Origin of the sequence: Streptomyces cinnabarinus (genome assembly GCF_027270315.1) — a bacterium.
Taxonomy (GTDB): Bacteria; Actinomycetota; Actinomycetes; order Streptomycetales; family Streptomycetaceae; genus Streptomyces; species Streptomyces cinnabarinus.
Window position 1 is genome coordinate 9450543 of record NZ_CP114413.1, and the last position, 26018, is coordinate 9476560.

The following is a 26018-nucleotide window of genomic DNA, read 5'->3' on the forward strand; positions in this document are numbered from 1 at the left end:
CACCAGCCGGTCGACCGCCTGCCGCGCGATGTCGTCCTGGACGTCCGCCTACAGGTGGTGCCTCGCGTCCTCGTGGGCGGGCAGGGTGCCGGTCTCGCCGGTGGGCAGGGTGCCGCCGCTCAGGCCGGACAGGGAATCGCCTTCGTCCAGTTGGGAGGCGGAGAGGTAGACCAGCCGGGACACGTTGGGGGCTGCCCCGGCCTCGGTCACGGGCAGCCCGACGTAGGAGTGCGCGAGGACCGTCACCGGACCGTCGAGCCCGGCCGGCTTGGCGCGGACGACGCGGGCGTCGTCGTACATCCCGGCCGTGCTGCCGGGGCCGGCCGACGCGCTCGGAAGGCCGACGCTCTCCACCCGCCAGCCGAGCGCGGCGAGTTCGGGAGCCAGCAGCTCCCAGCACCAGGAGCCGTGCCAGGCACCGTGGACGAGCAGGATCACGGGGTCGTTGGGCAGTGCGCTGTTCATGCGGGGGACGACATTCTTGAAGGGAACCGGCTGGGCATGCGGACGCACGCCCGCTGGTTCGGGGCAGTGGGCATCGGGGACGAGGAGGCGGGAGGGAGCACAAGTGACCGCCGGCATCGCGCGGGAGAGACATGTCTCGCTTGTCGCGCTCGCCAGCGTAGAGAGTGTGCCCCGTGGGCACCATGTCCGGACGTCCGGGAGACTTGCGCGCTCGTCCACGCCAGTGGGCTCCTCCCCGCCGGTCCCGCCCGCAGCGCGGGGCAAACCGCGATACGCGTCCGCAGCTGAGGGGAGGAAGACGGCGTGGACCCGCTGGAGGACGTCCTCGTGCTGCTCGACACGCGCGGTCACCTCTCGGCCGGCCTGGTGGCGGGCGCGGCCGGTGGGCGGTTGATTTCCCGCCGGCCTCGGTGTGAAGTTCAACGCCGTCCGGAGCGGAAGCTGTCTGCTGGAGGTCGAGGGCGTGCCAAAGCCGGTCGAGCTGTCGGCGGGCGACTGCTTCTGCTGACCCAGGGACGTGCCTTCACGCTCCGCAGCGAGCCGGACGTCCCGGCCGTACCGGTGGGGCATCTCTTCGCGAAGGCCGACGCGGGCATGGCCCGGGCGGGCGAGGACGTGCACCTACTGGGTGGGCGCTTCTCGCCGGGCCGGGACGGTGGGTTGGGTGCTCGACGCGATCGACGAGGAGCTGCGGCACCGGCGGCTGGGCGCCGACCTGATCGCGGAGCACCTCGCGATCGTCATGCTCGTCCGGGTGCTGCGGTCTCACCTGACCAGCGGGGAGCGCGCCGTCCCGGCCGGCTCGCGGGTCTGGCCGACCCGGCGGTCGCCGCGGCGCTGGCCTGTGTGCACCGGGACCCGGCCCGCCCTTGGACGGTCGCCGAACCGGCGCGCGCGGTTCCGTGTCCCGCACCGGCGCTCGCCGAGCGGTTCAAGAAGGCGGTCGGGCGAAGTTCGTACGAGTACCTCACGGCGTGGCGGATCGAACTGGCGGCCAAGCGGCTCCGCGAGGGCGAGGGGACCCTCACGCGGTTGTGGCTGCCTTCTTGCGGGCCCGGTACGCGGCGGCCTTGATCTTGTTGCCGCAGGACTCCATGCCGCACCACTCGCGCCGCATGCCCCGGGAGCGGTCGATGTAGACGCGGGTGCACTCGGGGTTGCTGCACTCCTTCATCAGGGGGACGTCCGGGCCGCTGAGGAGTTCGACGGCCTGCCGGGCGACGGTCGCGAGCGCCTGTTCGGGCGTGGCCTCGGTGTGCCGTCCCGCCTTGGTGAGCTGGGGCGTCACAGGGGTCTTGCGCGCGGCGGTGTTGACCGTGTCGAGCGCCGCCGCGTCGAACTCCTCGCCGAGCCGGCGGTCGGTGACGAGCCGGTAGATGGCCTCGCGCAGAGTCGTGGCCGCCCGGAGGTCGATTTCGTCGCCGGGGGTGATCGTGTCCACCAGACCGGACTCCAGGTACCAGGCATTCAGCCGCTCCGGCGTCACGAACATCTCGAACCGGGTCGAGCGCCTGGCTCGCAGGGTGGCCGCGAAGTCGAGCGCCGGGTGTCCGCACACGAATACATGGTCAAGATTCACATCACCATCTTGACAGGTGACTCGGGTGGAGGGCAAGAAGCCTCGGACACTATCCTCGGACACCAGAGGACGCCCCGCCCGGCAGCAGGACGTCCTTTCGTGCTGCCGGTGCAGGTCAGGAGCGGGGCTCCCGGTGATGGCGTCCCGGCTCCAGGCGAAACTCGCGGCCCTGCCACCGTCGGCGCAGCCAGCGGTCGTGGCTGGCCACGACGATCGCGCCGGGGGCCGGGCCCAGCGCGGACTCCAGTTCGTCGCACAGCCGTGGGGAGAGATGGTTGGTGGGTTCGTCGAGCAGGAGCAACTGGGGCGGGCGGGCCACCAGGAGGGCCAGCGCGAGCCGGCGGCGCTGGCCGACGGACAGCTGGCCGACCGACTTGCCCAGGTCGGCCTCGTGCATCAGACCGAGGGAGGCCAGCGGCACCTTCTCGGAGCGCTGCTCGCCCAGCGACAGCTCGTAGGTGTCCCGGACCGTGCGCTCGGGCCGCTCGAAGACGGTGCCCTGGGTGAGCAGCCCCACCGTCAGCCGCTGACGCCGGTGCACCTCGCCCTCGGTCTGCAGGCGCCCGGCGAGTACGGCCAGCAGAGTCGACTTGCCCGCGCCGTTGCCGCCCGTGACCAGCAGCCGGTCCGTCGCCGACACCTTCAGGCCGGCCAGCGCGAGTCGGCCGGGCACCCGTACCTCGCCCAAGGACACCAAGGGCCGGGAGCCGTCCTCGGCACGTGCCGTCAGTTCTCCGGCCGCGAACCGCAGGGGACGCGGCGGCTCGGCGACCTGAGTGCGCTCCAGTTCGTCCAGCCGTCGGGCGGCGTTGCGGACCCGGCGGGAGATCTGGTTCTGCACCCGTCCGGCCCGGTGCCCGTAACCCATCTTCTCGTTGTCGGTGCGGCCCCGGTCCGGGGCGACCCGGTGCGCGGTCACGCCCGCCGAGTGGCGCAGCTCCGCCAACTCCTCCTGCTCCTCCGCGTATCGCCGCTCCCAGCGCGCCCGCTCGGCCTGCTTCTCGGACAGGTAGGCGCCGTAGTTGCCGCCGTAGCGGACGGGGCCGTCCACCGCAGGGTCGAGGTCGATCAGGTCAGTGCACACGGCGTCGAGGAAGGCGCGGTCGTGGCTGGCGACCACCACGGTCCCGGGCAGACCGCGCACCTGTTCCTCCAGGAAGGCGGCGGCGCCGTCGTCGAGGTGGTTGGTCGGCTCGTCCAGCAGCAGGGCCGAAGGCCGCCGCACGAGCAGCGCGGCCAGGGCCAGTCTGCCGCGCTGTCCGCCGGAGAGCGAGCCGAGCGTGCGGTCGTGCCCGAACGCGCCGAGGCCCAGTCCGTCCAGCACGATGGCGGCCCGGCGGTCGGCGGCCCAGGACTCCCGGTCCTGGGCCTGTTCGAGGCGCCTGCCGTAGGCGTCGAGGAGTTCCTGGTGCGCGGGGTCGTCCTCGGCGAGACGCGCGAGTTCCTCTCCGAGCCGGTCTAGCTCCGCGAGGTCCTCGCGGGCCTCGCGCAGTGCCTCGTCCAGCACCGTGGCGATCGTCGCGTGGGCGTCGTAGGGCATTTCCTGGTGGAGGAAGCCGAGGACGGCGGGGCGGGTGACGTTTCCGGAGTCGGGCTCGTCCACACCGGCGAGCACCCGCAGCAGGGTGGACTTGCCGACGCCGTTCTCCCCGATCAGGCCGATGCGGTGGCCGGGGGAGGCGGTCAGGGAGATGCCGTCGAGGACGCGTCGGCCGCCAAGGTCGCGGACGATGTCGTGGGCGAGCAGAGCGGGCTGTGGCATGGGCAACCGTCCAACGTGATCGATGTACGGCCCGCCGGGCACGGAGCCTCGGACGCGGGCCACTGCACACGTCGGCGGTTCACACCTCGGGGGCGCCCGTCTCCTTGAGCTGCCCGTCGGACAGTCGCAGCCAGCGGTTGACGCCGATCTCGGCGAGGAACCGCTCGTCGTGGCTGACGACCATGAAGGCGCCCCGGTAGGAGTTGAGCGCGCTCTCCAGCTGGGCCGCGCTGACCAGGTCGAGGTTGTTGGTCGGCTCGTCGAGCAGGAGGAGCTGGGGGGCCGGTTCGGCGCACAGCACGCAGGCCAGGGTGGCGCGCAGCCGCTCACCTCCGGACAGCACCCCGACCGGCAGGTGCGCCCGCGCGCCGCGGAAGAGGAAGCGGGCGAGGAGGTTCATCCGCTCCGCCTCGGGTCGCTCGGGGGCGAACGCGGCGAAGTTCTCCGCCACGGTGCGGTCCAGGTCCAGCAGGTCCAGGCGCTGCGAGAGGTAGGCCACGCGGCCGTCGTTGCGTTTGATCTCCCCGCCGTCCGGGACGAGTTCGCCGGTGATCAGCCGCAGCAGGGTGCTCTTGCCCGCGCCGTTGGGTCCGGTGAGTGCGATGCGTTCGGGCCCCCGGACGGTCAGGTCCACCCCGCCCGCCGCGAACACCGGCAGGTCCCCGAGCCGGATCTGCATGCCCTCGCCGAAGAAGAGGTTGCGTCCGGCGGGCACGTGGGTGTCGGGCAGGTCCAGGGTGATGCGCTGTTCGTTGCGCAGGGCGCGCCCGGCCTCGTCGAGGCGGGCCTTGGCCTCGCTCACCCGGGAGGCGTGCATCTGGCCGGACCGGCCCGCGGACTCCTGCGCGCCCCGCTTCATGTTGCCGGCGAAGATGCGGGGCAGCCCGGCGTTGCTCAGGTTGCGGGCGGCGTTGCTCGCGCGGCGCTCGGCGCGTTCGCGGGCCTGCTGCATCTCCCGCTTCTCCCGCTTCAGTTCCTGTTCGGCGTTGCGGATGTTCTTCTCGGCGACCTCCTGCTCGGCGCGGACGGCTTCCTCGTACTCGGTGAAGTTGCCGCCGTACAGGTGCAGTTCGTCGCCGAGTTCGGCGATGCGTTCCATGCGGTCGAGCAGGGCGCGGTCGTGGCTGACCAGGAGCAGGCAGCCGGTGAAGTCCGACAGGACGTCGTACACCTTGTGCCGGGCCTCCAGGTCGAGGTTGTTCGTGGGTTCGTCCAGCAGCAACACCTCGGGCCGCTTGAGGAGTTGGGCGGCGAGCCCGAGCGAGACGACCTGGCCGCCGCTGAGGGTGCTGAGCCTGCGGTCCAGGGTGAGGTCGGCGAGGCCCAGGCGGTCGAGCTGGGCGCGGGTGCGCTCCTCGATGTCCCAGTCGTCGCCGATCGTGGTGAAGTGCTCCTCGCTGACGTCTCCGGACTCGACGGCGTCCAGGGCGCGGATCACCTCGGCGACGCCGATGACCTCCGCGACCGTGAGATCGCCGGTCAGGGGCAGGCTCTGCGGGAGGTAGCCCAGAGTCCCGGTGACCGTCACCGAGCCGGTGGCGGGCTTGAGTTCACCCGCGATCAGCTTGAGCAGGGTGCTCTTGCCGGAGCCGTTGGGGGCGACCAGGCCCGTACGGCCCGGGGGCACGGTGAAGGACAGATCCTGGAAGACCGGGGTGTCGTCGGGCCAGGTGAAGGACAGGTTCGAGCAGACGACGGCGGCGTCGGACATGGAAGTGACCTCGGAGGTACGGAGGGCAGGACTCAGATCTCTGCCCTGGGCAGACGTGGGGAAAAGAGGTACGACGAAGCGGACCACCTCGGCAGCGCTCTCAGCGCCGGCCGGTGGCCGTCAGATCCGGCTCTCACCCGGAGATGTCGTCGTCACCCACCACGTCTGCGACTCCTCGATCGAAGGTCTGTGTCGTGGGCCAGCGTAGCAGCCCGCGTTGCGTGCTTCCTGCACATGTGTGAGGACCCCCGTTGACGGCCGCAGTGGCGGTGTGCCACCATCGTCACCAGCTTAACCGGTGACGTCGCGGTGCTCGGCCGATGGCGTTCACACGTGTGGGCTCGCCGTCGTGAAGGAGCACACTGACCATGGCAGGACAGCCGAAACCAGAGGCCGAGGGCGCACCGGTGGCGCGGCGGGCGATGCTCGGCATGCTCGGTGCGGGGGCCGCGGGGCTCGCCGCCGCGCCCTACCTCCAGCGCGGCTGGGAGAACTTCCTCGCCGCCGCCTCCGAGGTCGACTCGACCGGGCTCACCGGCCTGCTGCCCAACCCGGGCGGATTCCGGTACTACAGCGTCGTCGGCTCCGTGCCCCACAAGGACGAGACGAACTACACGCTGCGGGTCGACGGGCTGGTCGACCGACCCAAGACCTACACCCTCGGCGATCTGCGCGCGCTGCCGCAGACCCGGGTCGTCCACGACGTGCTGTGCACGGACGGCTGGCGGGTGAACCAAACGCCCTTCGAGGGGGTGAAGTTGGCGGACCTCCTCGACGCCGCCGGAGTGCGCTCGCCGGGTACGGCGATCCGCTTCACCTGTTTCGACGGCGCCTACACCGAGAGCCTCACCCTGGAACAGGCCCGCCGCTCGGACGTCCTGGTGGCTCTGAAGATGCAGGACAAGCCCGTCACCCACGCGCACGGCGGACCCGTCCGCCTGTATGTGGCGCCCATGTACTTCTACAAGTCGGCCAAGTGGCTGTCCGGCATATCGGTCACCGACAAGGTGATCCCGGGCTATTGGGAGGAGCGCGGATATGCGATCGACGGCTGGCTCGACGACGCCGACCGGAACGGCGACGGAGCCTGACACCCCCGACCGGGTGCGCCGCTTCGGCACCGCTGAGCGCCTGGTCCACCGCGCCACGGGCTACCTGATGCTGCTGTGCCTGATCACCGCCGCCTGCCTGTACATCGGTCCGCTCGCCCTGCTGGTCGGACGACGGCACCTCATGATCACAGTCCACGAATGGTCGGGCATCCTGCTGCCGCTGCCCTTCTTCCTCGGGCTCCTCTCCGCGGAGTTCCGCGCGGACCTGCGCAGACTGAACCGCTTCGCGCCGTACGACCGGACGTGGCTGCGAGCCGTCCGCACGCGCAGGACCTCGCCCGAGGCGCGCCCGGCCGGCAAGTTCAACGCGGGGCAGAAGATCTACGCGGGCTGGATCGCCGGCGCCGTGCTGGTCATGATGTTCACCGGCCTGCTGATGTGGTTCATCGGCCTGCTGCCCGCCCTCTCCCGCACCAGCGCGATCTTCGTCCACGACGTGCTGGCCTGGGCCATCACTATCGCCGTACTCGAGCACGTGCGCCGGGCCATGGAGGACCCGGAGGCGCGGCTCGGGATGCGAACCGGTTACGTAAGCCGGTCCTGGGCGCGGCGGTACCACGCCCGCTGGCTGAGCGAGGAGCGCGACGAAAGCACGGACAAGCGGTGCCCCCTGGGCACACCTTCACCGCCGAATGACCTAACACGTGCGTACCCGATCCCTGCCGGGAGCCGGGAGCCGGGAACACGGACCGTCAACTGACTGTTGTCGGCCCCCATTGCCTGATCAGAGTTGTACACACGTGCCGCCCAGTCGAGGCGCACACCTACTTCTTGGACGGAATCCCATGAGACGACTTCTGGTTGCCCTCGCGGCCGGCGTTCCGCTGACCGCGGCTGTGTACCTGCCGACGGCGTCGGCCGACGCCGCCCAGCCCTTCAACTGCGGCCCGGTGACGGTGAAGGCCCCGGCCGGCACCGAGGTGGAGTCCGTGACGGCGGTCAGCCGACCGGGCGGCACCATCAAGGGCACCGGCCTGCTGGGTGGCGAGGTCACCGGTGTGCCGGCCTTCTGCGAGGTGACCATCACCATCTCCCACCCCGGCGCCGACGACCGCGCCACGGTGCGGACCTGGCTGCCCGAGCAGGGCTGGAACGGCCGCTTCCAGGGGCTCGGGGGCGCCGCCTACCGGGCCGGTGACAACGGTGTCGATCTGGCCACCGCGGTCAAGAACGGCTACGCGGCCACCACCACCGACGCCGGCGTCGGTGACGTCCTCGACACCAGCTGGGCACTGAACAGCGCGGGACAGGTCAACACCGCCCTGCTGAAGAACTTCGCCTCCCGCTCCCAGCACGAGGCGGCCGTGGTCGGCAAGCAGGTCGTCGGCGCGGTCTACGGCAGGAACGCCGCCTACTCCTACTTCACAGGCTGCTCCACCGGCGGACGCCAGGGCTACATGGAGGCCCAGCGCTTCCCCGACGACTACGACGGCATCCTCGCCGACGCGCCCGCCATCAGCTGGGCCGAGTACGAGGTCGCCACCCTGTGGCCGCAGGTCGTCATGAACAACGAGAAGACCTACCCCACCGGTTGTGAGCTCGACGCCTTCACCAACGCCGCCGTCAAGGCCTGCGACCCGCTCGACGGCGCCAAGGACGGCCTCGTCAACGACGCCTCCCGGTGCGACTTCGACCCGCGGCGGCTGATCGGCACCAAGGTCGTGTGCAACGGCGAGGAGCTGACCATCACGGCGGCCGGCCGTGGTGCGCAAGATCTGGGACGGCCCGCGCACCACCACCGGCAAGAAGCTCTGGCCCGGTGTCCCGGTCGGCGCCGATCTGAAGGGCCTGGCCTCCAGCGCGCCCGGCACCGACGGTGTCATCAAGGGCGCTCCCTTCCCGGTGCCCGCGGCCTGGCTGTCGTACTGGGTGAAGAAGGACCCGTCCTTCGACCTCTCCACGGTCACCTACAGCCAGTTCACCCAGCTGTTCCAGCAGTCCCGGGCCGAGTACGACGAGGTCATCGGTACGGCCGACCCGGACCTGTCCGCCTTCCGCAAGTCCGGCGGCAAGCTCCTGACGTGGCATGGGCAGGCCGACGAGTTCATCCCGACCCGAGGCACCGTGGACTACCGCGAGCAGGTCGAGCGGAAGATGGGCGGCGCCAAGAAGGTCGACGACTTCTACCGCCTCTTCCTCGCCCCCGGCACCAACCACTGCGGCCTCAACGGCCAGGACGGCTCGGCCGACGGCCTCGCCGCCCTGACCGCCTGGGTCGAGCACGGCAAGGCGCCCAAGACGCTGCCCGCCACCCTCGTCAACGCCGACGGCGAGCAGGTCGCCCGCAACCTGTGCAGCTACCCCAAGGTGTCCCGCTACCAGGGCTACGGCGACCCGGACGCCGCCGCCAGTTTCCGCTGCGTCTCCCCGTCCTGGCGCTGACCGGGTCGTCGACGCCCCCTGACCTGAGAAAGGCCGAACCATCATGAGCACGCAGACCACGACGCCGACGGACCCGGCGCCGGCCGAGAGCCGCTCCTCCCTGCTGAGGCTGTACCTGGGCCGTGGCGTCCTCGCCGTGGCGTGGGCCCTGGCTTTCGCCGGAGCCCACGAGGACGTCGACGCCGTGGCGATCACCCTGCTGGTGGTCTACCCGCTGATCGACGCGGTGTCCTCACTCATCGACCACCGCGCCCTCCCCGACGGCTCGGAGCGCCGGATCACGGCGTTCAACGGCGTGCTGAGCACGCTCGCGGCCGTCGCGGTCGGCATCGCCGGGGCCGGCGGCGTGGTGCCGGTGCTCCATGTGTTCGGCACCTGGGCCGTCGTCTCCGGCGCCGCCCAGGTGATCGTCGGGCTCCAGCGGCGCGGCCCCGAGCTGGGCAAGCAGTGGCCGATGCTGATCGCGGGCGGACTGTCCTTCCTCGTCGGCGTCTTCTACAACATCCAGGCCGCGGGCGACGAGCCCTCGCTCGACGTGCTGTCCGTCTACGCCACGGGCGGTGGGGTGTTCTTCATCGCCCAGGCCGCCCTGCTCGGCTGGAAGACCCGCCAACTGCGCACCCGTACCGTCTGACCGCAGTACCCCTTCTGGTGCCGTCCCGGCCCGCGCCCCGTGGCGAGGGCCGGGACTTCCTGTTGTGCGGGGCCGGTGCCACGGCGGTCAGACGCGGCGGTAGCGCACCGGAAGGGACCGCACGCCGCGGATGATGCCGGAGCCGATCCACTCCAACGAGTCCACCGGCACGGCGAGTTCCAGCTCCGGGACGCGGGACAGCAGGGTCCGCAGGGCGATGGCGGCCTCCAGCCGGGCCAGCGGGGCGCCCAGGCAGTGATGGATGCCGTGTCCGAAGGCCAGATGGCGGGCGCCGGGCCGGGTCACGTCGAGAACGGCGGGGTCGGTGTCGTCGGCCTGCGGGGCGTCGTGTCCGGCCGAGCCGAGCGCCACGACGACGATGCCTCCCCGCGGGATGCGCACTCCGCCCAGTTCCAGGTCATGGGCCGCGTAACGGCTCGTGGACCGCTCGACGGAGGTGTCGTTGCGCAGGAACTCCTCCACCGCCGAGGGCATCAGCTCCGGCCGCTCGCGCAAGAGCCCTAGTTGGTCGGGGCGTTGCAGCAGCGCCAGTGTGGCATTGCCGAGCAGGTTCACCGTGCTCTCGTGGCCCGCGACGACGAGCATCAGGGCGGTGCCCACCAGTTCCTCCTCGGACAGCCGGCCGTCCTGCTCGTCGCGGACGCCGACCAGGGCGGACAGCAGGTCGTGCTGGGGGGCACGCCGTTTGTCCGCGATCAGGTCGGCCAGCAGTCCGTGCAGTCCGGCCAGCGCGGATCGGTGCTCGGGAGAGGTGACCTGGAGGGCGTGGCTCGACCAGCGGCGGAAGTCCGCGTGGCACTGCTCGGGGATGCCGAGGAGTTCGGCGATCACGGTGGCGGGCAGCGGCGCGTGGAACGCCTCGACGAGGTCGGTCTCGCCGATTTGCGGCAGGGCGTCGAGCAGTTCGTGTGCGATCTGTTCGATGCGCGGGGCGAGTTCCGCCGTGCGGCGCGCGGCGAAGGCGGCCGAGGCCAGTCGGCGCAGGCGGCCGTGCTCGGGCGGATCGGCCTCGAGCATTTGCGCGCCCAGCCCCACGGACGGCTTGTTGAGGACGTATCCGGCGGCGGCCAGGGCCTCGGCGGCGGGCGTGGAGTCCTTGAGGAGGCCCGGGTGTGTGAGAGCCTCCCGGGCCAGGTCGTAACCGACGACCACCCAGCCGCGCAGACCGAGGTGGAAGTGGGCCGGGTGGATGGGGCCGAGTTCGCGCAGCCGGGCGTATTGAGCGGGGGCGTCCGCCTTGAAGGCCGGACCCAGGTTCACCCTGCCGTCCTCGTACAGGCACTGCTCGTGGAGGCTCATGGGACCTCTCTTCCGTTGTGGCGTTCTCGTGGTGTCCGGGGACGGCCGGGCGGCCTCCCGGGCTGTTCGTCATGGCAACGAGCGCGGCCCGGTGAGGAGTTCGGGCCCTACGGAAACGAGTCCGGAAAACGCCTCAGGGGCATGCGCGGTGCGCATGCCCCTGAGGCGTTTTCGCCAGGCTTCAGCTGTTGCTGTTGAAGAGGGTCAGCACGCGCAGCACCTCCAAGTAGATCCACACCAGCGTCATGGTGAGCCCGAAAGCCGCGAGCCAGGCCTCCTCGCGCGGGGCGCCGTAGGCGACGGCATCCTCGACCTGCTTGAAGTCCAGGGCGAGGAAGGCCGCGCCGAGCACGATGCCGAGAAGACCGAAGGCGATGCCGAGGCCGCCGCTGTGGAAGCCGAGCCCGTTGCCCGCGCCGAACGCGGAGAAGAGCAGGTCGGCGAAGAGCAGCAGCAGGAATCCGGTCGCGGCCGCGAGGACGAAGCCGGTGAACCGCCGGGTGACCCGGATCCAGCGCATCCGGTACGCGACGAGCGTCCCCGCGGAGACCGCCAGGGTGCCGAGTACCGCCTGGGCGACCACGCCCGGCGATAGGTAGGTCGAGACCGTGCTGGACAGCACTCCCAGGAAGACGCCCTCGAGCGCCGCGTATCCCAGGATCAGGCCCGGAGCCGGCGCCCGCCGGAACGCCTGGATCACGGACAGCACCGCAGCGGCGAGACCGGCGCCCAGGGCGATGCCGTAGGACCGGCCGATGTTCGCCTCGTCGACGGGTAGCAGGAGCCAGGACAGTACGGCGGTCAGGGTTACGGCGCCGAGGGTCGTCGCGGTGCGGACGACGACGTCGTCCATGGTCACCGGGGTCGAGGCCGGTCGAGCCGGTCGAGCCGGTCGATGGGGTCGGCAGACCGGTGGCGGCGGGGGAGGCGTATGGATGCCGGGCGGTCACTCCGACGGTGCTCCCGGCCCGTCGAGCAGCTCCATGAGGAAGCCGTCCCAGTTCAGACCGTCCATCTCCGCCTCGGCCGAGACGATCCGGTAGGTGGCGTCGAGCCACTGCGCCAGCGCCTCGGTGGGCACCTCGAACAGTGCCTCCACCTCCTCGGACTCGAGCAGCAGCCACGACGAGGGCCGCACCCCGGGCAGCGTCGGCCACATCCGCACGTCGCCCGAGCCGCTCATCGACGACACCCCGCGGTGCAGGAGTTCACGGCCGATGTGCCAGATGAGACCGGGCCCTCGTCCGGGCAGGAACTCGACCGTGATGACCGACGCCATGTCCGGGTCGAAACGGAACTTCGCCCGCATCGGAAGCCGCGTGAACTCGTCGAGCATCTGATCGACGTCCAGCAGCAGCGACGGCACGAGCTCGGACGACGAGCGTGCCCGCAGTGGTGAGTGGTCACGTTGCATGACAGGGGGTTCCCCTCCGTAGGGCGAATTCTGTGACTCTCACTCTTCGCCTGGAACGGAACCCGCACATCGGTCACTTGACGGTCAAAGGGTGGGACCGCGCGCGGTGTCCGAGGCCGCCGGGATCCGCCGTACGGACTGCCGGGGAGCCGTCGTAAGTCAATGTGCTGTGGGGCCGGGTGGCGGGGCTGGTGGTGCCCAGTCGCCCGGCGGAAGGTCACTTGCCCTGGAGGGGGCCCGCGAAGGACTTGCGCAAGGACGCGGGGGCGGCGAGGGGGAGCAGGGCGGCGAGCATCTTGCCCTTCAGGGTGGCCGGCTGCCGCGTCAGCTCGACGTCGACCCGGGTGCCGTCGCCCTCGGGGGTCATCCGGAACACCCAGCCGCCGCCGGGCCCGAAGAGCTTGGAGTCCAGGGTGGTGATGGTGACCGTGTCACCGGCCGGTTCCCACTCGTAGCGGGCCCGCTCCCAGGCGGCGGCGGTGCCCTCGGTCACCTCGGCCCAGGTGTCGCCGAGTTCGTGCACCTCGAAGTGCTCGGCGTCGATCGTGGGCCAGGACGCCGCGCGCGAGGGACTGAAGTCCGTCAGCACCGCCAGCACGTCCTTCTGGCTGAGCCGGGAGACGAGATCGAACCGTACGACTGTCATGGGTCTTCCTCACGCGAAATAACTGCTCTGACTGGTGACGCGAGGTTCGCAGGAATGGGCGTCACCTGTCAAGGCGGTTATTTCTTACTGGGGCTCTCACACCCAGGTGTCGAGCCACATTCTCGACTTCCAGTCGGTGTACGGGATCGTCTGGCCGGTGTAGATCGGGAAGAAGTAGATGAAGTTCCAGGCGATGAGCAGAACCAGCACGCCCGCCGCGGCGACGCCCACGGTACGGCGAGTGTCGGACGCGCCCTCCGGACTCGCCAAGGCCCCCAGCGCCATCGTCACGGCCAGGCACAGGTACGGCACGAAGACGACCGCGTAGAAGGAGAAGATGGTGCGGTCCTGGTAGAGGAACCACGGCAGATAGCCGGCACCCACCGCACACAGCACCGCGCCGGCGCGCCAGTCGCGGCGCAGCGCCCAGCGGAAGAGCAGGTACACGAGGGCGGCACAGGCCGACCACCACAGCAGCGGAGTGCCGAGAGCGAGGACTGTCTGCGAGCAGTCGGCCGCCGTGTGACAGCCGTCCTGTCCGGGTTTCGGAGACTCGTAGTGGAAGAGCACGGGCCGGCCCTGGACCAGCCAGCTCCACGGGTTCGACTCGTAGGTGTGCGCGGAGTGCAGCCCGACATTGAACTCGTAGACCCCGTGCTCGTAATGCCACAGGCTGCGCAGCGACCCGGGTATCCAGGACCACGTGCCGCCGCGGCCGTCGGCCCAATGGCGGCCGTAGCCGTCGTCCGAGAGGAACCAGCCGGTCCATGTCGCCAGATAGGTCAGCGCGGCGACCGGAACCAGGGAGAGCACCGACCAGCCGAAGTCCTTGCGCAGCACGGCCCGGTACGGCCGGCGAGCCCCGGCGACGCGGCGGGCACCGACGTCCCAGAGCAGGGTCATGACGACGAAGAAGGCGAGGACGTACAGGCCGTTCCATTTGCTGGAGGCCGCAAGTCCCAGGCAGACACCGGCGGCGAGCCGCCAGGGACGGAGCCCCATCCTGGCGCGGTCACCGGTGTGTGCGTTCGGCCGGACACCACCGTCCGCGCCGACCGGCAGAGCCGCCGCGAGTCGGGCCCGGGCATGGTCCCGGTCGATCAGCAGGCATCCGAAGGCGGCCAGGACGAAGAACATCACGACGAGGTCCAGCAGCGCGGTACGGCTCATCACCACGTGCAGACCGTCCATGGCCAGCAACGCACCGGCCAGGCAGCCCAGAAACGTCGACCGGAACAGGCGGCGGCCTATTCGGCACAGCATGAGCACCGAGAGGGTGCCCAGAGCGGCCGTCATGAAGCGCCAGCCGAACGGGTCCAGGCCGAACATCGACTCACCGAGGGCGATCACCCACTTGCCCGTCGGCGGGTGCGCGACGAAGGCTCCGGGGTCGGAGAGCGAGATGACCTGAGGGTCGGCGAGGATCTGCGGGTCGGCGATCTTGCGGTCCGGCCAGGTGCCCTCGTAGCCGAGCCGCAACATGGACCAGGCGTCCTTCGCGTAATACGTCTCGTCGAACATGACGGCCCGCGGCCGGCCGAGGTGCCAGAAGCGGATGGCTCCGGCCAGCACGGCGACGAGTACCGGCCCCAGCCACTCCATCACCTTCGCGAGGCGGTACGCCTGCCCCGGCCCGACACGTGTGAACTCCCACAGGCGCGCGGGTGGCTTCGGGAAGGGCGGAACAAGACGCTCGCGAACCCCGGCGCCGGGGCGTGCCACGTAACCGAACCGGCGAAGACGTTCCTGCCAGGTTCTGGGCGCCGTTGTCGGACGGGTCTCGTCGAGGACGGGGAAACCTGTCGTGTTGCTACTCGTCACCGGGCGACCTTAAACGTCGTGTCGGCCGGTGCGTCGCCGGTGGCCGAAAGAAGGCCATGGTCCCGGAGGTGTACGGCAGTTGAGGCCCGCGCCTCACACCGGATCCCGCCGGTGCAGCACGTCCCGCAGCGCCACCCGGGACGCGATGCCGAGCTTGGGTAGATCTGGTACAGGTGCGCCCCGACCGTGCGGTGCGAGCAGCATCGCTTGTACCTTGGGGAACTGGGTGCCGAGCATGTCGGTGACGGTGTCCAGCTGGGTGCGCACGAGGCCGGCGGTGGGCTGGGTGAAGATGGTGCGGATCGTCGCGGCGACCATTTCACCGGAATCCTTGTCGATCACGCTGAAGACGTTGCGCAGGAAATGAAGGTGTGACCTTGGGGCGCCCCTTCGTCGTGGCATCCGCGGCCGCGCTCTCGGCCCGGGTGTACATCGCCACCCCGTACGCGTTCGCCGCAGTCGTCGGATACGGCTCCGCATGCTTCGGCGTGGTCACCCAGGTCGCGGGTCAGCGGGGCTGGAGGCATGCGCCGTGGTTGTCGGGTTATGGGCAGGTGGTGACAGTGTCGCCGGGGCCGGTGGAGCACACGTCGGTGCCGGGTCCGCCGTTGATGTTGTCGGCGCCGTTGCCGCCGTTGAGGGTGTCGTCGCCGGTTTCACCGTTGAGGGTGTCGTCGCCGTTGCCGCCGCTGAGGGTGTCGTTGCCGGGTCCGCCGTTGAGGGTGTCGTTGCCGTTGCCGCCGCTGGCCGTGTCGTTTCCGGATCCGCCGTAGACGGTGTCGTTGCCGTTGGCAGCGTTGATGTTGTCGTTGCCGCCGAAGGCGCAGATCACGTCGTTGCCGGCCGTGCCCATGAGGTTGTTGGCGCTGCTGGTGCCGAGGATCGTGCAGCCGTGGGCGTTGTTCACGGTGGTGGTGGCGCTGTCGGTGTCGTTGCCCGGTGTGGGGTCGGTCTCGGTGGCGTCGGCGGTGGCGGTGTCGGTGAGGGTGCCGGTGGCGGTGGGTTCGACCACGACGGTCACGGTCGCCGCGGCGCCGGCAGCGAGGGAGCCCAGGGCACAACTGGCACTGGCGGCTGTGGTGGTGCAGGTGCCCTGGCTGGGCGTGGCCGACGCCAGGGTGCCGGGGCCGGTGAGGGTGTCGGTCAGCGTGACGCCGGTGGCCGCGTCGGTGGCACTGGTGTTGGTCACCGTCACGGTGTAGGAGGCTTGGTCGCCCAGGCTGACGGTGGCCGGCCCGGTCTTGGTGACCGACAGGTCCGGCCCCGCCTGGGCGACCTGGTAGCGGGCCAGCGCGAAGTCGGTGTTTCCGCTCACGCTTCTGCCGCCGGCGGCAACGAGCTTGCCGTCGCCCTGCACCGCCACCCCGGCAGCCGAGTCGAAGCTGCCACCGAAGTCGGTGGTCGCCCTGCCGTCGGCGTGGAAGGTGGTGTCCAGGCTGCCGTCGGTGGGGTTGTAGCGGGCGAGCGCGAAGTCGACGGTGCCGGCCGTGTTGCTCCGGCGGCGGCGACGATCTTGCCGTCGGACTGCAAGGCCACCGCCGAGGCGGTGTCCACGCCGACGAAGTCGGTGGACACTCTGCCGTCGGTGTCGAAGGTGGCGTCCAGGCTGCCGTCGTCGGTGTCATAGCGGGCCAGCGCGAAGTTGTTCCCGGTCAAGTTGCTGCGGCCGGCGGCCACGATGTTGCCGTCGGGCTGGACCGCCACCCCGAAAGCCTCGTCGATGCCGCCGAAGTCGGTGGTCACTCTGCCGTCGGTGTCGAATGTGGTGTCCAGGCTGCCGTCGGGGTTGTAACGGGCCAGCGCGAAGTTGCCGCCCGCAGGGCCGACGGCGACGATCTTGCCGTCGGCGGGCTGCACCACTACTCCGGAGGCCTGGTCGAAGCCGCCGAAGTCGGTGGTCACTCTGCCGTCGGTGTCGAAGGTGGGATCCAGGTCGCCCGGCGCCGCCAGCGCCGTCCCGGGGCAGAACAACACGAGCGCCGCGCCCGCGGCCGCCGCCCCGACCCGGCCGTTCCTCGACCGCCGCCGGCCTACATCCCCTCTCGTGCGTCGTACGAACCTGAAGAGCGGATCCGGAAGAAGCCTGGAGATGGCCATTCAAGCTACCTTTCGCCTTCGTGCCGCCCCTCAGATCGCCCCGGCGACGGCTTGTGTCGCGGGTGGCTCGTGCACCCGCTCGCGGCAGGTCCCAGAAGGTCGGCACATGCCGACCCAGGACGCTCACCACCACAGCCTTTCCGCGCGATCCCGGTGGCGCTGCACGGGTTCGGCCAAGCGGTACACGGCAGTACCTGATCAGCCGTCACCCCGTAGCCTCCAAGAACCGCCGAGCACCTCGGACAGCCGCCCACGTGGCCGCCTCGCGACTCACGGACGCACCGCCGCACGTGCCGGAGCGACTCGGCGTGCGCCTCGATCCAGTACTGCCCCGGAGGCTGATGCCCTCGGACGCGACGATCCGCCGGCTGCTCCCCGCATCGACGGTGATGCCCTGGACCAGACGGTGGGCGGATGGCTCGCCGACCGTCGGCCCGAGAGCTCTCGGCTGCGCGGACTGTCCGTGGACGGCAAGTCCCTGCGAGGAGCGGCCAACGCCCAGGGGTGGAGGATCCACCTACTTGCTGCAGTGGAGCACTCCACCGGGCTGGTCCTGGCCCAGCTCGACGTCGGCAAGAGGACCGGCGAGGTCACCCGCTTCCACTGCTGCTCGACACCGTCGCCGACCTGGCCGCAACCGTGGTCACCAGCGACGCCCTTCCTACGCAACGCGAGCACGCCGCCTACCTCCTGGGCCGCGGGGCCCACTGCATCGCGATCGTCCAGGGCAGCCAGCACAAGCTGCGCAAGCAGCTGAAGTCCCTTCCCTGGAAGGGCATCCCGTTCCAGGGCTGCGCGCGGGGGCACCGGCCACGGCCGCGCGGAGATCCGCCGGATCAAGGTCGCCACCGTGAACAACGTGCTCTTGCCCGGCGCCCGCCAGGCCGTCGAGATCAAGCGCCGCCGCACCGACCGCGAGACCGGCATCACGACCGTCTACGCGGTCGTCAGCCTGACTGCCGAGCAGGCCACCCTCCTCCAACTCGCGAGACTGATCTGCGACCACTGGAAGATCGAGGCCCTGCACCACGTCCGCGACATCACCTTCGCCGAGGACGCCTCCCAGCTGCGGACCGGCAACGCACCCCGCGCGATGGCGGCTTGGCCCAACCTCGCCGTCGGTGCCCTCCGGCCGAGCGGCGTCAAGAACGTCGCCTCCGGCCTCCGTCGCAACGCACGCGAGGCCCGCCGACCCCTCGCACTCCTCGGCCTCGCGTGATCACCAAACGGGCGCCCGCCGACTACGCCGAAGCCCTGGGGGCCGGGTCGCCGCTGCCACCGCTCACCACGTGACACGCCGGCAGGGCCGCGCGCGGCAGCGGCAACCGACTGCCCGACACGACGGCGCGCCGTGCACGCACTCTCGGACCTGTCCCTTTGTCAGCCTTGTCCGTGCAGCAGATCAAGCAGCATGTCGATCCGCGGGGTCACCTCGATCCAGCCCTCAGGGCCGAGGTAGATCACCCGCGGGCTCTCCGCGTGCTCCCGGTAGTCCAGCGCGATGGGCATCTCGGCGCCGAGATCACCGATCAGGACTGCCTGGCGGGGACTGACGCCAAGGCTTGTCGCAGACGCGTCTCCAAAGACGTCTTGCAGAGCGGACTGCTGGAATGACCTGTTCTGCCGTGTCATCGACGGCAGGTCGTAGAACATCGGGCCGTCCGGCTCGTCGCCGAAGACGCGTCGGAGGACCTCCGCGTCCTTCGGGCGCGTCCACGATCCGTCCTCGATCGCGTCTGCCAGAGGTTTGGGAAGGGCCAGTCCGCCGATCTCTACCGTGCTGCTGGCTTCCCCCGGTCCGCCGACTGCTGCCGTGCCGTCGCCCTTGCTCATTCGCTCACTCTCGTCCCCGTGATACGCCCGATCTCGTCCTTGATCGACTGCCGGTGTTCCGTTGGGACCGCCGATCACCGAAGCTCACTTTCCTTTTCCTTCGCGGCCATGCTTACCGGCCGGGAGTGCGGCTGCCGGACTGGCTCGGTGCCATCGGGCAAAACGAGCTGCCCAGCCTGCACACTCTTACCGCCGGCATCGACCGAGACCGTGACGCCGTCTTCGCCGACCTCACCCTGGCCTGGAACTCGGGCGCCGTCGAAGGCCACGTCAACGGGATGAACATGCTCAAGCGCCAGATGCTGGGCCGCGCTGGAGACGCTGCCGGGTGTGCTGGGGGGGCCACATGCAGCTCCTCATCCCCGAGATCGAGCAGGCCGCCGCGCGGCTGCCCGGGGACGGCGTGCCCCGTTGCGTTGCGCTCGCCTGTGTCCGCGAGGCCCGCGGCACGGTTGCGGCCGACGAGCGGCACACCCGCTGAGGGGCCACGGCGACGGCTCAGCTGCCGGCCCAGGTGTGCAGCAGGCGTGCCGTCTGTGCGACGCCCACCGTGCCGGCTGCGGTATCGCGGACCAGGGCCACGGCGTCTTTGGGCTGATAGGTCAGACGGTGACCGTTGAGGGCGAGGTACGCCTCGCACGAGTGCCAGGCAAAGGCCTCGTTGGAGTGTTCCAGTGGGGGCAGCTTCACCAGTGTCTGAAGCAATGCCGCGGCCCGCAGGTACGCCGACCCGTAGATGTCACGGCCCATCGCGTGCGCATTGACACGCCCCACCGCCGCAAAGAGCGGCCCGTAGTCATCGAATTGGGGATCACCGTCGAGGAGCCCGGCCGCATGCAGCAGGAACGGCACATCCAAGGGCACTGGCTGCTCAGCATGGGGCTGGTTCACGCGGCGTGACCCTGCTCCCCGGACTCAAGTGCCTGCCGCGCCTGCCGCTCGGCCTCCCGCTGTGCCGCTGAAGGGTCGACGATGCTCGGCTCGGCCGCGAACGCCGGGCCGGCGAAGGTCATCGAGTCCCGGAAGGCCGTGAGGAAGGCTTCCTCTACGGCGGTCGCCCGGGCGTAGGCCGCGGAGAGGATGTACTCCTGCATGCTGACCCCTTCCTTCTTGGCGGCGGCCTCGATGGCGGCCCGCTGCTCGGGGTCCGGGAAGCGCAGGTTCATAGCCTTCGGTGAACTCGACATGGTACCGACGGTACCAGTGGTACCGATCCGCTGTCACACCGCGGCCCTGGCCTGGGAAGCCGCCCCGCAAGGAGACGGCGCCGAGCGGGTCGCTCCGGCTCGCGTCAATGGCGCCGTCGGGCCGGTTGCAGAAGGGGATGAACGCCCGGCGCCAGCGGGGATGGCAGTCCGTCCAGTGGCCGGGCTCGATCGGATGGCCGACGATCATGGTGCTCCGGTGGGGGAGTCTGCTGCTGTTGTCGGGGGCCTAGCTGGAACCGTGAGCACGTCTGGGCGCAGTCCCATGGTGGCTTCGGTACCTGGGCCGGTCCGGGCACTGACCTGCACCATCTGCACCCGGAGGACGTGTCGGTCGACAGCGTCCGCGGTAACGAGGACTTCGACATCGGCGGCAGCAGCTTCACCAACTCCGGTGGCAGCCTGACCGACTCCAACCCCTTTCGGGCCCCGCGACGCCGTCAAGGGCGACGTGGCCCGCATGATCCTCTGCATGGCCGTCCGCTACGAGGGCGACGACAGCTGGCCGAACCTGGAGCCCAACGACGCGGTCACCAACCGGAGCGTGCCATGCCACGGCCGGCTCTCGGTCCTGAAGGCATGGAACGACGAGGACCCGCCGGACGCCTTCGAGGAGCGCCGCAACCAGCTCATCCACACCAACTACCAGGGCAACCGGAACCCGTTCATCGACCACCCGGAATGGGTCGGGGCGATCTGGTGGATCCACGCACAGGGCGGGTCGGGCGCCCCGGTTCCACTCGGCCCCGGCCCGCCTCACCACCTGCCCCGCGGCTCGAAGAGAGCGGGGATGTCGTGCGTTGCCGCTCAACGACCGGATGAAGGACGGGGATTGATTTCTTCCGCCCTCTGGTCCGGACAGAATGAGCGGCTATGACTTCTCTCGTTTCCATCCGCGGGCTGTTGCCTCCGCACCGCTACGCCCAGAGCGAGTTCGCGGACGCGGCACTGGCCCACCGGCCAGACCCTTTCCCGGCCGGGCCGAAGACGGTGAGTCATGCCGCGGCACGCCGGATGTTCGCCAACTCCGGCGTGCAACACCGTCATACGGTCCAGCCCTTGACCGACTCCTTCCGCCTGACCTCCGCGGCACGAGCGAGTCGGCTGCAGCGCGAGAAGATCGTCGAGTACGGTGCCGCCGCGCTGACAGACGCGCTCACGGACGCCGGTCTGCGCCCGAACGAGGTGGATCTCTTGGTGACCACGTCGTGCATGGCCATCGGCTCCCCGCCCTGGGACCTTGACGTGGCTCGACTGGCCGGGCTCCGCAGCGATGTGCAACGACTGCCGCTGCTCGAGATGGGCTGCGCCGGAGGCGTGGCGCTGGTAGCCCGCATGCATCAGCATCTGAAGGGCAACCTGGGGCAGATCGCCGTCGGTGTCGCCTCCGAGGCGCCGACCGTGATGGCCGGGCAGAGCACCAAAGCCTTCAGCCGACTCGTCGAATGGGCGCTCTTCGGCGATGGCAGCGCAGCGGTCGTGATGACCGGCGCCGATCGCTGCGTCCCAGCGGCCCGCTCGCCGCGCGTCGTCGACGCCATGAGCATGCTGCTGCCCGACTCCTCCGGCTTCACGGGCTGGAGGGTCGCCGAAGACGGCATCGAGACCTTCCTCGGCCCCGGGCTGCCCGCCCTGGTGGAGACCTTCGCGCCCCCGGCCGTGGAACGCCTGCTGTCCCGTCACCAGTTGACGGTCGACGACGTCGGCGTATGGGTCTGCCATCCCGGAAGCGCCCTGGTCATCGACGGGTTCGGCAAAGGGCTGTCCCTCGCGGACGACACCATGGCCCTGTCCCGGTCGGTACTCGCGCGCAACGGGAACATCTTCTCCGCCGGCACCCTGCACATACTGGCCGACGCCATCAAGACCGCGTCCCCGGCGGGTGACTGGGGCGTGGTGGCGGCCTTCGGGCCCGGCATCGTCGCCGAACTCGTGCTGCTGCGCTGGGACGGAAGGTGATACTCAGCCGGGGTGTGTCGGCGCGAACATCCGCAGCACCGCCGGGAGTACGACCACCGAGGGGCCCGGTGCCGCGAGCGCCTTCGCCAGGTCCGCCTCCAGCGTCGAAGGCGTGGTCCGCACTCCCGGAACGCCGAAGGACTCGGCCGGCGCCACATGGTCCGGGCGGGTCAGCTCGGTGGCCGTGGCCTGGCCGAAGGTGTCCGTCATGTACTCGCGCAGGATGCTGTAGCCGCCGTCGTCGACGATCAGCCAGGTGACGTTCAGGTCGTACTGGCGGGCAGTCGCCAGCTCCGCGATGGCGTGCGGGGAAAATCCCGTTGAGTTGAGCGCGTAGGCGGTTGATGGACCGCGTCCGCGCCCGCGGGTCTGGTTGTTCGGTGTTTCGCTCGCCTCGTTTTCGTAACAGAGTGTGCCTTTGTCGGGGCGGAGAGTTGTCGGGAGTTTAGTGTGATCGATGCTGCGGCCGACAGTTCGGGGCTTTTTGGGGGTCGGGGGCGGCACGAGGATCTGGTTTGGGTGCGGGGCGGAGCTCCCGCGTGAGTTGGGGGGTGTAGGGCTGTGGACTGGTTGAACGATGTCCCGGGGCTGGCGGCGTTCTGCGGGACGACGGTGCTTGCGGCGGCGCTGAATCACGGCTACAACGCCGGGGTGCTCCGGTTCACCCGGTGTCTGGGCCGGGGTGACACCGGGCGCGAGAGTGAGGTGGAGGCGAGCTGGGAGGAGACGCTGGCCGCACTGGACGCAGCATCGGACGATGATGAGCGCGAGCGGGTGCGTGCGGAGCACGCGCGGAGGTGGACGGCGGAGTTCGCCGGGATGCTGCAGCGGATGGAACCCGCCGAGCGGGGCCGGGTGGCTGCTGAAGCGCGGGCGCTGGCGCGGGAGTTCGCCATCGGCGGCGGGTCGGCAGGGGCGGGCGTGGCCAACCATTTCCATGGTGGATCCCCTGTGGTCGTGAACGGCGCGCACGGCCGTGCGGTGGTCAACTTCGGGACGGCCGGGTGATCAACAACTTCTTCAGGCCCGCGGTCGTGCTGAACGGCCAGGGCAGTCATGCCGAGATTCACTACACGAGCGTCACGATCACCGAGAGCGGGCTGGATGAGGCCGCCAACCAGCTGGCTGATGCGGTAGCCGGGCACTGGAACCGGGAGGCGGGCAGCCGGCGGCTGCTCAAGAGCCAGGTGCCCGTGCACTGGAGGGTGAGCCGGCACCGGCTCACGACCCGGGTCGCCGCTGCCACGGCCGAGCGGGGCTCGCCGAGGTTCCCGCCGCTGCCCGGTCTCGCTCCGGTGACCGAGGAGAGTCTGCGCGCGGGCGGCAGCCTGGCCGATCTGCACCGGGTGTACGGGGGCCTGGCCTCGGGGCGTGTGATGATCGTCGGGCCAGCTGCGGCGGGCAAGACGTCGGCCGCGGTCGTGCTGCTGCGCGCTGCGCTGGAGCACCGCGCGGAGCCGGCGAGCATGCCGTACAGGTCAGGGATCCCGGTACCGGTACTGGTGACGCTGGACGGCTGGGCGCCGGACGACGCCAAGAGGGACGTGGTCGACTGGGCGGTCGAGCGGCTGTCCAGCATGCACAAGGGGCACAGGTATCTCCGCCCGTTACTGGACACCGGCCGGATCGCGTTGTTTGTCGACGGTTTCGACGAGGTCGGTGAGGAGGTACGGGCCCTGGCGGTGGCCGCGTTGGAGTCCGCCCCGTTCCGTGTCGTCCTGATCTCCCGCACCGAGGAGGCCGCGCACACGGCCGAGCGGGAGCTGCCGGCAGGCGCCGTGGCCCTGGAGCTCGATCCGGTGCGGCCCGCCGACGCCGCCGAGTACCTCCTGGACTCGCTGGACGACCCGGCTCCCGCGGCTTGGCAGAAGCTTGTCCGGCAGCTGCTGGAGGAGCCGGACAGCGCGGTGGCCCGTGCCCTGGCCGATCCCCTCACGGTGAGCCTGCTGGCGGAGGTCTACGCGCCCCACGGGCCGGTCGAGGAGGTGCTCGGCCTGGCCGACGCCGATGCCATCCGGGACCACCTGCTCGATCACGCGGTCGCTGCGGCCTACACCAGGAAGCCGCGGCCCCGTGGGTGCCGCCCCTACGCCCCCGAGACGGCCGAACGGACGCTGCGGTATCTCGCCACGAGGCTCACCGAGGAGGACACCACGGTCCTGTGCTGGTGGCGGATTCCGTCCTGGCCGGGGCAGCGGTCACGGGCGTGGTTCACGGGGACCGCTGTCACCGTGGTCTACCTGACGGTCGTCGTCCTCGCACTGACAGCGTGGATCGGACCGTTGTGGGCCGCGGGCGCCGCCCTGATGGGGTGGACCCTGGGCACTGTCGATGCTGGCATCCGCATGTCCCGGCTCCACCATGAGCAGCAGCTGACCAGCGCTGGCTGGCGGGATGTCCTGCCCGTCCTGGCGGTCTTGGGCGGTCTGTTCGACTGGATCGTGGTGAGTGGGGTGGCCTGGTTCGGGCTGCGTTTCGCCGGGTATCCGCAGAACCTGCTGTGGTGCTGCCTGCTGGGGCTGCCGTTCGGATTCGGCGGCATGCTGATGCGGGGGCGTGCCGCCGACCTGGTGGCCAGGACCATCGTGGCACCCTTCCCGTTGGCACGCCGTGCACGTGAATGGATCCCCGAGCTGGAGACCGCGACGAGGGTGCTGGGTCCCAGGGACGTCTGGCGCCATCACACGCGCATGCTGTTCCCCCTCGGACTGCTGGCCGGGGGCGCCGTGGGCCTGTACGCGGGGGTGCTGGCGGCGACTTCGAACGGAGCGGGATTCGGTCTCGCCCTCGGCGTTGCTGTAGGCATCGGCCATGCCCTCATGGCCGGCGTTCTCAGCAATGCGGCCATCGCCACCGCCCTCACCGGTGTACAGCTCTCCGTCCGCGAGGGCACACCCCTGCGCCTGATGGCCTTCCTGGACGATGCGCACCGGCGTGGTCTGCTGCGGGCGAGCGGGCCCGCGTACGAGTTCCGGCATGTACGGCTCCAGGAGCGGCTGGCCCGCCGGCCGCAGTGATCAGGTGGGTGCCGCGTCCTGCCGGGCCTGCCTGGGTGTTCGCGCCGGGTGTGCATGGCGTCGCTGGTCACGACGGCGCCTGCCGGGTCGGCGACGGTGTCCGGCAGTGGCTGGATGCAGGTGATCTCGTTCGTCTTCTCGCCGACACCGGCCGGCTGGAGAACGGAAGAGCGCCCTTGGCCCTTTTGAGGGCTCTGGCCGCAGTACCGTGAACCCTCAGGTCAGCGGCGGGACATGGAGATGTCGAGGGCTGTGTCCAGGGTTTTGTTGAGCGGGTAGTCCCACGCGCAGACGTATTCGACGGCCTGGCCGCCGGTGCCGGCGTTGGACCGGAGCAGCCCCAGCAGGCGGTTGTTCTCTTCCGGGGTGTCGGGTGGTGCCGCGGACGTCGTGGACGGCCGCTGCGAGTTCGTGGGCGTCGGACATCGGCCACCACTGGATGGCGTGGTGCGGCTGGACCCCGCGCTTGCGGCTGGTCGAGGCGCCGTAGGAAGACCAGACGTGCTCGCCGGCGGTCAGCATCGTGGCGGCGGCGGACATCTCGCCTTGGTGATGGGCGAGGCAGAGGCGCATCCGGTCGTCGTTGTCGGCCTTCTTGAACGGTGCGGCTGCTGAGGGCTTCTGATGTGTCGTTTCGCTCAGCGACGGCAAGTAAGGCGGTTGGTGGCTGCCGGGGCCGCAGGCGCCGGGGGTCCAGGGCAGTACACGGCCGCGGTCCCTCTGCGTGACTACGGGTGCGGCTTTTCGCCTTTCGCCGGCATGGCTGTGTATTTTTCGATGCGGCGTGCCCGGGTGTGGGTTTTCTTGGTGTCCTGGATCCGGTGCAGGATCGCGTGGAGGTTGTGCCGGTCGAGTGTCTGAAAGAACGCCACCGCGGCCGGGTCGGCGGTCAGGGCTGCCGTCAGGTCGTCCGGCACCGTGGCGGTCCTCGCGCCGTCGTAGGCCGCCGCCCGGCGGCCGTCTGCCGTGCGTTGGTCGGCTTCGGCCTGTCCCGGCGGACGCATCCGGCCCTGCTCGTTCAGGGCGGCTGCCTTGTCCCGGTTGGTTTTGGACCAGTTGCT

Annotated in this window: 21 protein-coding genes and 9 pseudogenes; 11 read left to right on the forward strand and 19 right to left on the reverse strand. The window is 70.4% G+C overall.

All coding sequences use genetic code 11. The features are described from left to right. Positions 1 to 48: 48 nt before the first annotated feature. The gene (locus STRCI_RS42555; protein WP_269664346.1) at positions 49 to 465 is read right to left on the reverse strand and encodes an esterase/lipase family protein; all 417 of its coding nucleotides are present in this window, start codon (positions 463 to 465) and stop codon (positions 49 to 51) included. A gap of 303 nt (positions 466 to 768) precedes the next feature. Here STRCI_RS42555 and STRCI_RS43650 point away from each other — a divergent pair. Continuing rightward, a pseudogene (locus STRCI_RS43650) lies at positions 769 to 1500 on the forward strand (AraC family transcriptional regulator); the annotation flags it as partial. Here STRCI_RS43650 and STRCI_RS42560 read toward each other — a convergent pair. The 3 genes from STRCI_RS42560 to abc-f all read right to left on the reverse strand — a co-directional run bounded on the left by STRCI_RS42560 (position 1490) and on the right by abc-f (position 5517). Further along, positions 1490 to 2044 (reverse strand): CGNR zinc finger domain-containing protein, encoded by a 555-nt coding sequence (locus STRCI_RS42560; RefSeq protein WP_269664347.1) that lies wholly within the window; start codon positions 2042 to 2044, stop codon positions 1490 to 1492. The pseudogene STRCI_RS43650 and the gene STRCI_RS42560 overlap by 11 nt on opposite strands. Positions 2045 to 2159: 115 nt before the next feature. Beyond that, positions 2160 to 3806: an ABC-F family ATP-binding cassette domain-containing protein gene (locus tag STRCI_RS42565; RefSeq protein ID WP_269664348.1), complete on the reverse strand. Its 1647-nt coding sequence runs from the start codon at positions 3804 to 3806 to the stop codon at positions 2160 to 2162. Between the two features lie 79 nt (positions 3807 to 3885). Next, on the reverse strand, positions 3886 to 5517 hold the full coding sequence (abc-f, locus tag STRCI_RS42570; RefSeq protein WP_269664349.1) for a ribosomal protection-like ABC-F family protein: 1632 nt from the start codon (positions 5515 to 5517) through the stop codon (positions 3886 to 3888). A gap of 368 nt (positions 5518 to 5885) precedes the next feature. On the opposite strand from abc-f, the gene STRCI_RS42575 reads away from it, so the two are divergent. The 4 genes and pseudogenes from STRCI_RS42575 (at position 5886) to STRCI_RS42590 (ending at position 9645) form a co-directional block, all read left to right on the forward strand. Beyond that, positions 5886 to 6608, forward strand: a complete 723-nt coding sequence (locus STRCI_RS42575; protein WP_269664350.1) for a molybdopterin-dependent oxidoreductase — start codon at positions 5886 to 5888, stop codon at positions 6606 to 6608. Further along, entirely contained in the window at positions 6556 to 7329 is a 774-nt protein-coding gene (locus tag STRCI_RS42580) for a cytochrome b/b6 domain-containing protein (protein ID WP_269664351.1), read from the forward strand. Before STRCI_RS42575 ends, STRCI_RS42580 begins: the two co-directional genes overlap by 53 nt. An 85-nt stretch (positions 7330 to 7414) precedes the next feature. Then, a pseudogene (locus STRCI_RS42585) lies at positions 7415 to 9011 on the forward strand (tannase/feruloyl esterase family alpha/beta hydrolase). A 43-nt stretch (positions 9012 to 9054) separates the two neighbouring features. Beyond that, complete coding sequence (locus tag STRCI_RS42590) at positions 9055 to 9645, forward strand: DUF308 domain-containing protein (protein WP_269664352.1); 591 nt, start codon at positions 9055 to 9057, stop codon at positions 9643 to 9645. Between the two features lie 87 nt (positions 9646 to 9732). Here STRCI_RS42590 and STRCI_RS42595 read toward each other — a convergent pair whose 3' ends face one another. The 9 genes and pseudogenes from STRCI_RS42595 to STRCI_RS42630 form a co-directional block, all read right to left on the reverse strand. After that, entirely contained in the window at positions 9733 to 10965 is a 1233-nt protein-coding gene (locus STRCI_RS42595) for a cytochrome P450 family protein (RefSeq protein WP_269664353.1), read from the reverse strand. 181 nt (positions 10966 to 11146) lie between these two features. Then, a pseudogene (locus STRCI_RS42600) lies at positions 11147 to 11848 on the reverse strand (Bax inhibitor-1/YccA family protein); the annotation flags it as partial. Between the two features lie 63 nt (positions 11849 to 11911). Beyond that, the gene (locus tag STRCI_RS42605) at positions 11912 to 12379 is read right to left on the reverse strand and encodes an SsgA family sporulation/cell division regulator (RefSeq protein WP_269664354.1); all 468 of its coding nucleotides are present in this window, start codon (positions 12377 to 12379) and stop codon (positions 11912 to 11914) included. A 217-nt stretch (positions 12380 to 12596) separates the two neighbouring features. Then, positions 12597 to 13025 carry an SRPBCC family protein gene (locus STRCI_RS42610; protein ID WP_269664355.1) on the reverse strand — a complete coding sequence of 143 codons (429 nt, stop codon included), beginning with the start codon at positions 13023 to 13025 and terminating at the stop codon, positions 12597 to 12599. Between the two features lie 96 nt (positions 13026 to 13121). Continuing rightward, a complete protein-coding gene (locus tag STRCI_RS42615) occupies positions 13122 to 14846 on the reverse strand; it encodes a dolichyl-phosphate-mannose--protein mannosyltransferase (RefSeq protein WP_269664356.1) in 1725 nt (574 codons plus the stop codon). A gap of 198 nt (positions 14847 to 15044) precedes the next feature. After that, positions 15045 to 15224, reverse strand: a pseudogene (locus STRCI_RS42620) (transposase); the annotation flags it as partial. A gap of 166 nt (positions 15225 to 15390) precedes the next feature. Continuing rightward, positions 15391 to 15699: a calcium-binding protein gene (locus STRCI_RS43655; protein ID WP_418953492.1), complete on the reverse strand. Its 309-nt coding sequence runs from the start codon at positions 15697 to 15699 to the stop codon at positions 15391 to 15393. A gap of 120 nt (positions 15700 to 15819) precedes the next feature. Beyond that, a pseudogene (locus STRCI_RS43660) lies at positions 15820 to 16308 on the reverse strand (DUF7933 domain-containing protein); the annotation flags it as partial. A 158-nt stretch (positions 16309 to 16466) separates the two neighbouring features. Further along, positions 16467 to 16943, reverse strand: a pseudogene (locus tag STRCI_RS42630) (delta-60 repeat domain-containing protein); the annotation flags it as partial. A gap of 850 nt (positions 16944 to 17793) precedes the next feature. Between STRCI_RS42630 and STRCI_RS42635 the strand changes: the two are divergent. Further along, the gene (locus STRCI_RS42635; protein WP_269664358.1) at positions 17794 to 18162 is read left to right on the forward strand and encodes a hypothetical protein; all 369 of its coding nucleotides are present in this window, start codon (positions 17794 to 17796) and stop codon (positions 18160 to 18162) included. Between the two features lie 161 nt (positions 18163 to 18323). Here the strand turns inward: STRCI_RS42635 and STRCI_RS42640 are convergent, their stop codons facing one another. Further along, positions 18324 to 18776, reverse strand: a complete 453-nt coding sequence (locus STRCI_RS42640; RefSeq protein WP_269664359.1) for a hypothetical protein — start codon at positions 18774 to 18776, stop codon at positions 18324 to 18326. Between the two features lie 328 nt (positions 18777 to 19104). On the opposite strand from STRCI_RS42640, the gene STRCI_RS42645 reads away from it, so the two are divergent. Beyond that, a complete protein-coding gene (locus STRCI_RS42645) occupies positions 19105 to 19257 on the forward strand; it encodes a DUF6415 family natural product biosynthesis protein (protein WP_336298844.1) in 153 nt (50 codons plus the stop codon). A 17-nt stretch (positions 19258 to 19274) separates the two neighbouring features. Here STRCI_RS42645 and STRCI_RS42650 read toward each other — a convergent pair whose 3' ends face one another. Both STRCI_RS42650 and STRCI_RS42655 read right to left on the reverse strand, forming a co-directional pair. Further along, positions 19275 to 19667 carry a fic family toxin-antitoxin system, toxin component gene (locus tag STRCI_RS42650; protein WP_269664361.1) on the reverse strand — a complete coding sequence of 131 codons (393 nt, stop codon included), beginning with the start codon at positions 19665 to 19667 and terminating at the stop codon, positions 19275 to 19277. After that, positions 19664 to 19963: a type II toxin -antitoxin system TacA 1-like antitoxin gene (locus tag STRCI_RS42655; RefSeq protein WP_269664362.1), complete on the reverse strand. Its 300-nt coding sequence runs from the start codon at positions 19961 to 19963 to the stop codon at positions 19664 to 19666. The genes STRCI_RS42650 and STRCI_RS42655 overlap by 4 nt, the downstream gene beginning before the upstream one ends. A 252-nt stretch (positions 19964 to 20215) precedes the next feature. Between STRCI_RS42655 and STRCI_RS42660 the strand changes: the two are divergent. Next, positions 20216 to 20681: pseudogene (locus tag STRCI_RS42660) on the forward strand (endonuclease I family protein); the annotation flags it as partial. 173 nt (positions 20682 to 20854) lie between these two features. Continuing rightward, the gene (locus tag STRCI_RS42665; protein ID WP_269664363.1) at positions 20855 to 21940 is read left to right on the forward strand and encodes a type III polyketide synthase; all 1086 of its coding nucleotides are present in this window, start codon (positions 20855 to 20857) and stop codon (positions 21938 to 21940) included. 3 nt (positions 21941 to 21943) lie between these two features. Here STRCI_RS42665 and STRCI_RS42670 read toward each other — a convergent pair. Then, positions 21944 to 22243: pseudogene (locus STRCI_RS42670) on the reverse strand (thiamine pyrophosphate-dependent enzyme); the annotation flags it as partial. 258 nt (positions 22244 to 22501) lie between these two features. Between STRCI_RS42670 and STRCI_RS42675 the strand changes: the two are divergent. Both STRCI_RS42675 and STRCI_RS42680 read left to right on the forward strand, forming a co-directional pair. Further along, complete coding sequence (locus STRCI_RS42675; protein ID WP_269664364.1) at positions 22502 to 22948, forward strand: hypothetical protein; 447 nt, start codon at positions 22502 to 22504, stop codon at positions 22946 to 22948. After that, complete coding sequence (locus tag STRCI_RS42680) at positions 22945 to 24957, forward strand: NACHT domain-containing protein (RefSeq protein WP_269664365.1); 2013 nt, start codon at positions 22945 to 22947, stop codon at positions 24955 to 24957. Before STRCI_RS42675 ends, STRCI_RS42680 begins: the two co-directional genes overlap by 4 nt. A gap of 221 nt (positions 24958 to 25178) precedes the next feature. Here STRCI_RS42680 and STRCI_RS42685 read toward each other — a convergent pair. Together STRCI_RS42685 and STRCI_RS43665 are read right to left on the reverse strand one after the other, a co-directional pair. Next, positions 25179 to 25548: pseudogene (locus STRCI_RS42685) on the reverse strand (peptidoglycan bridge formation protein FemAB); the annotation flags it as partial. Between the two features lie 137 nt (positions 25549 to 25685). Beyond that, entirely contained in the window at positions 25686 to 25961 is a 276-nt protein-coding gene (locus tag STRCI_RS43665) for a YdeI/OmpD-associated family protein (RefSeq protein ID WP_418953443.1), read from the reverse strand. Positions 25962 to 26018 lie beyond the last annotated feature (57 nt).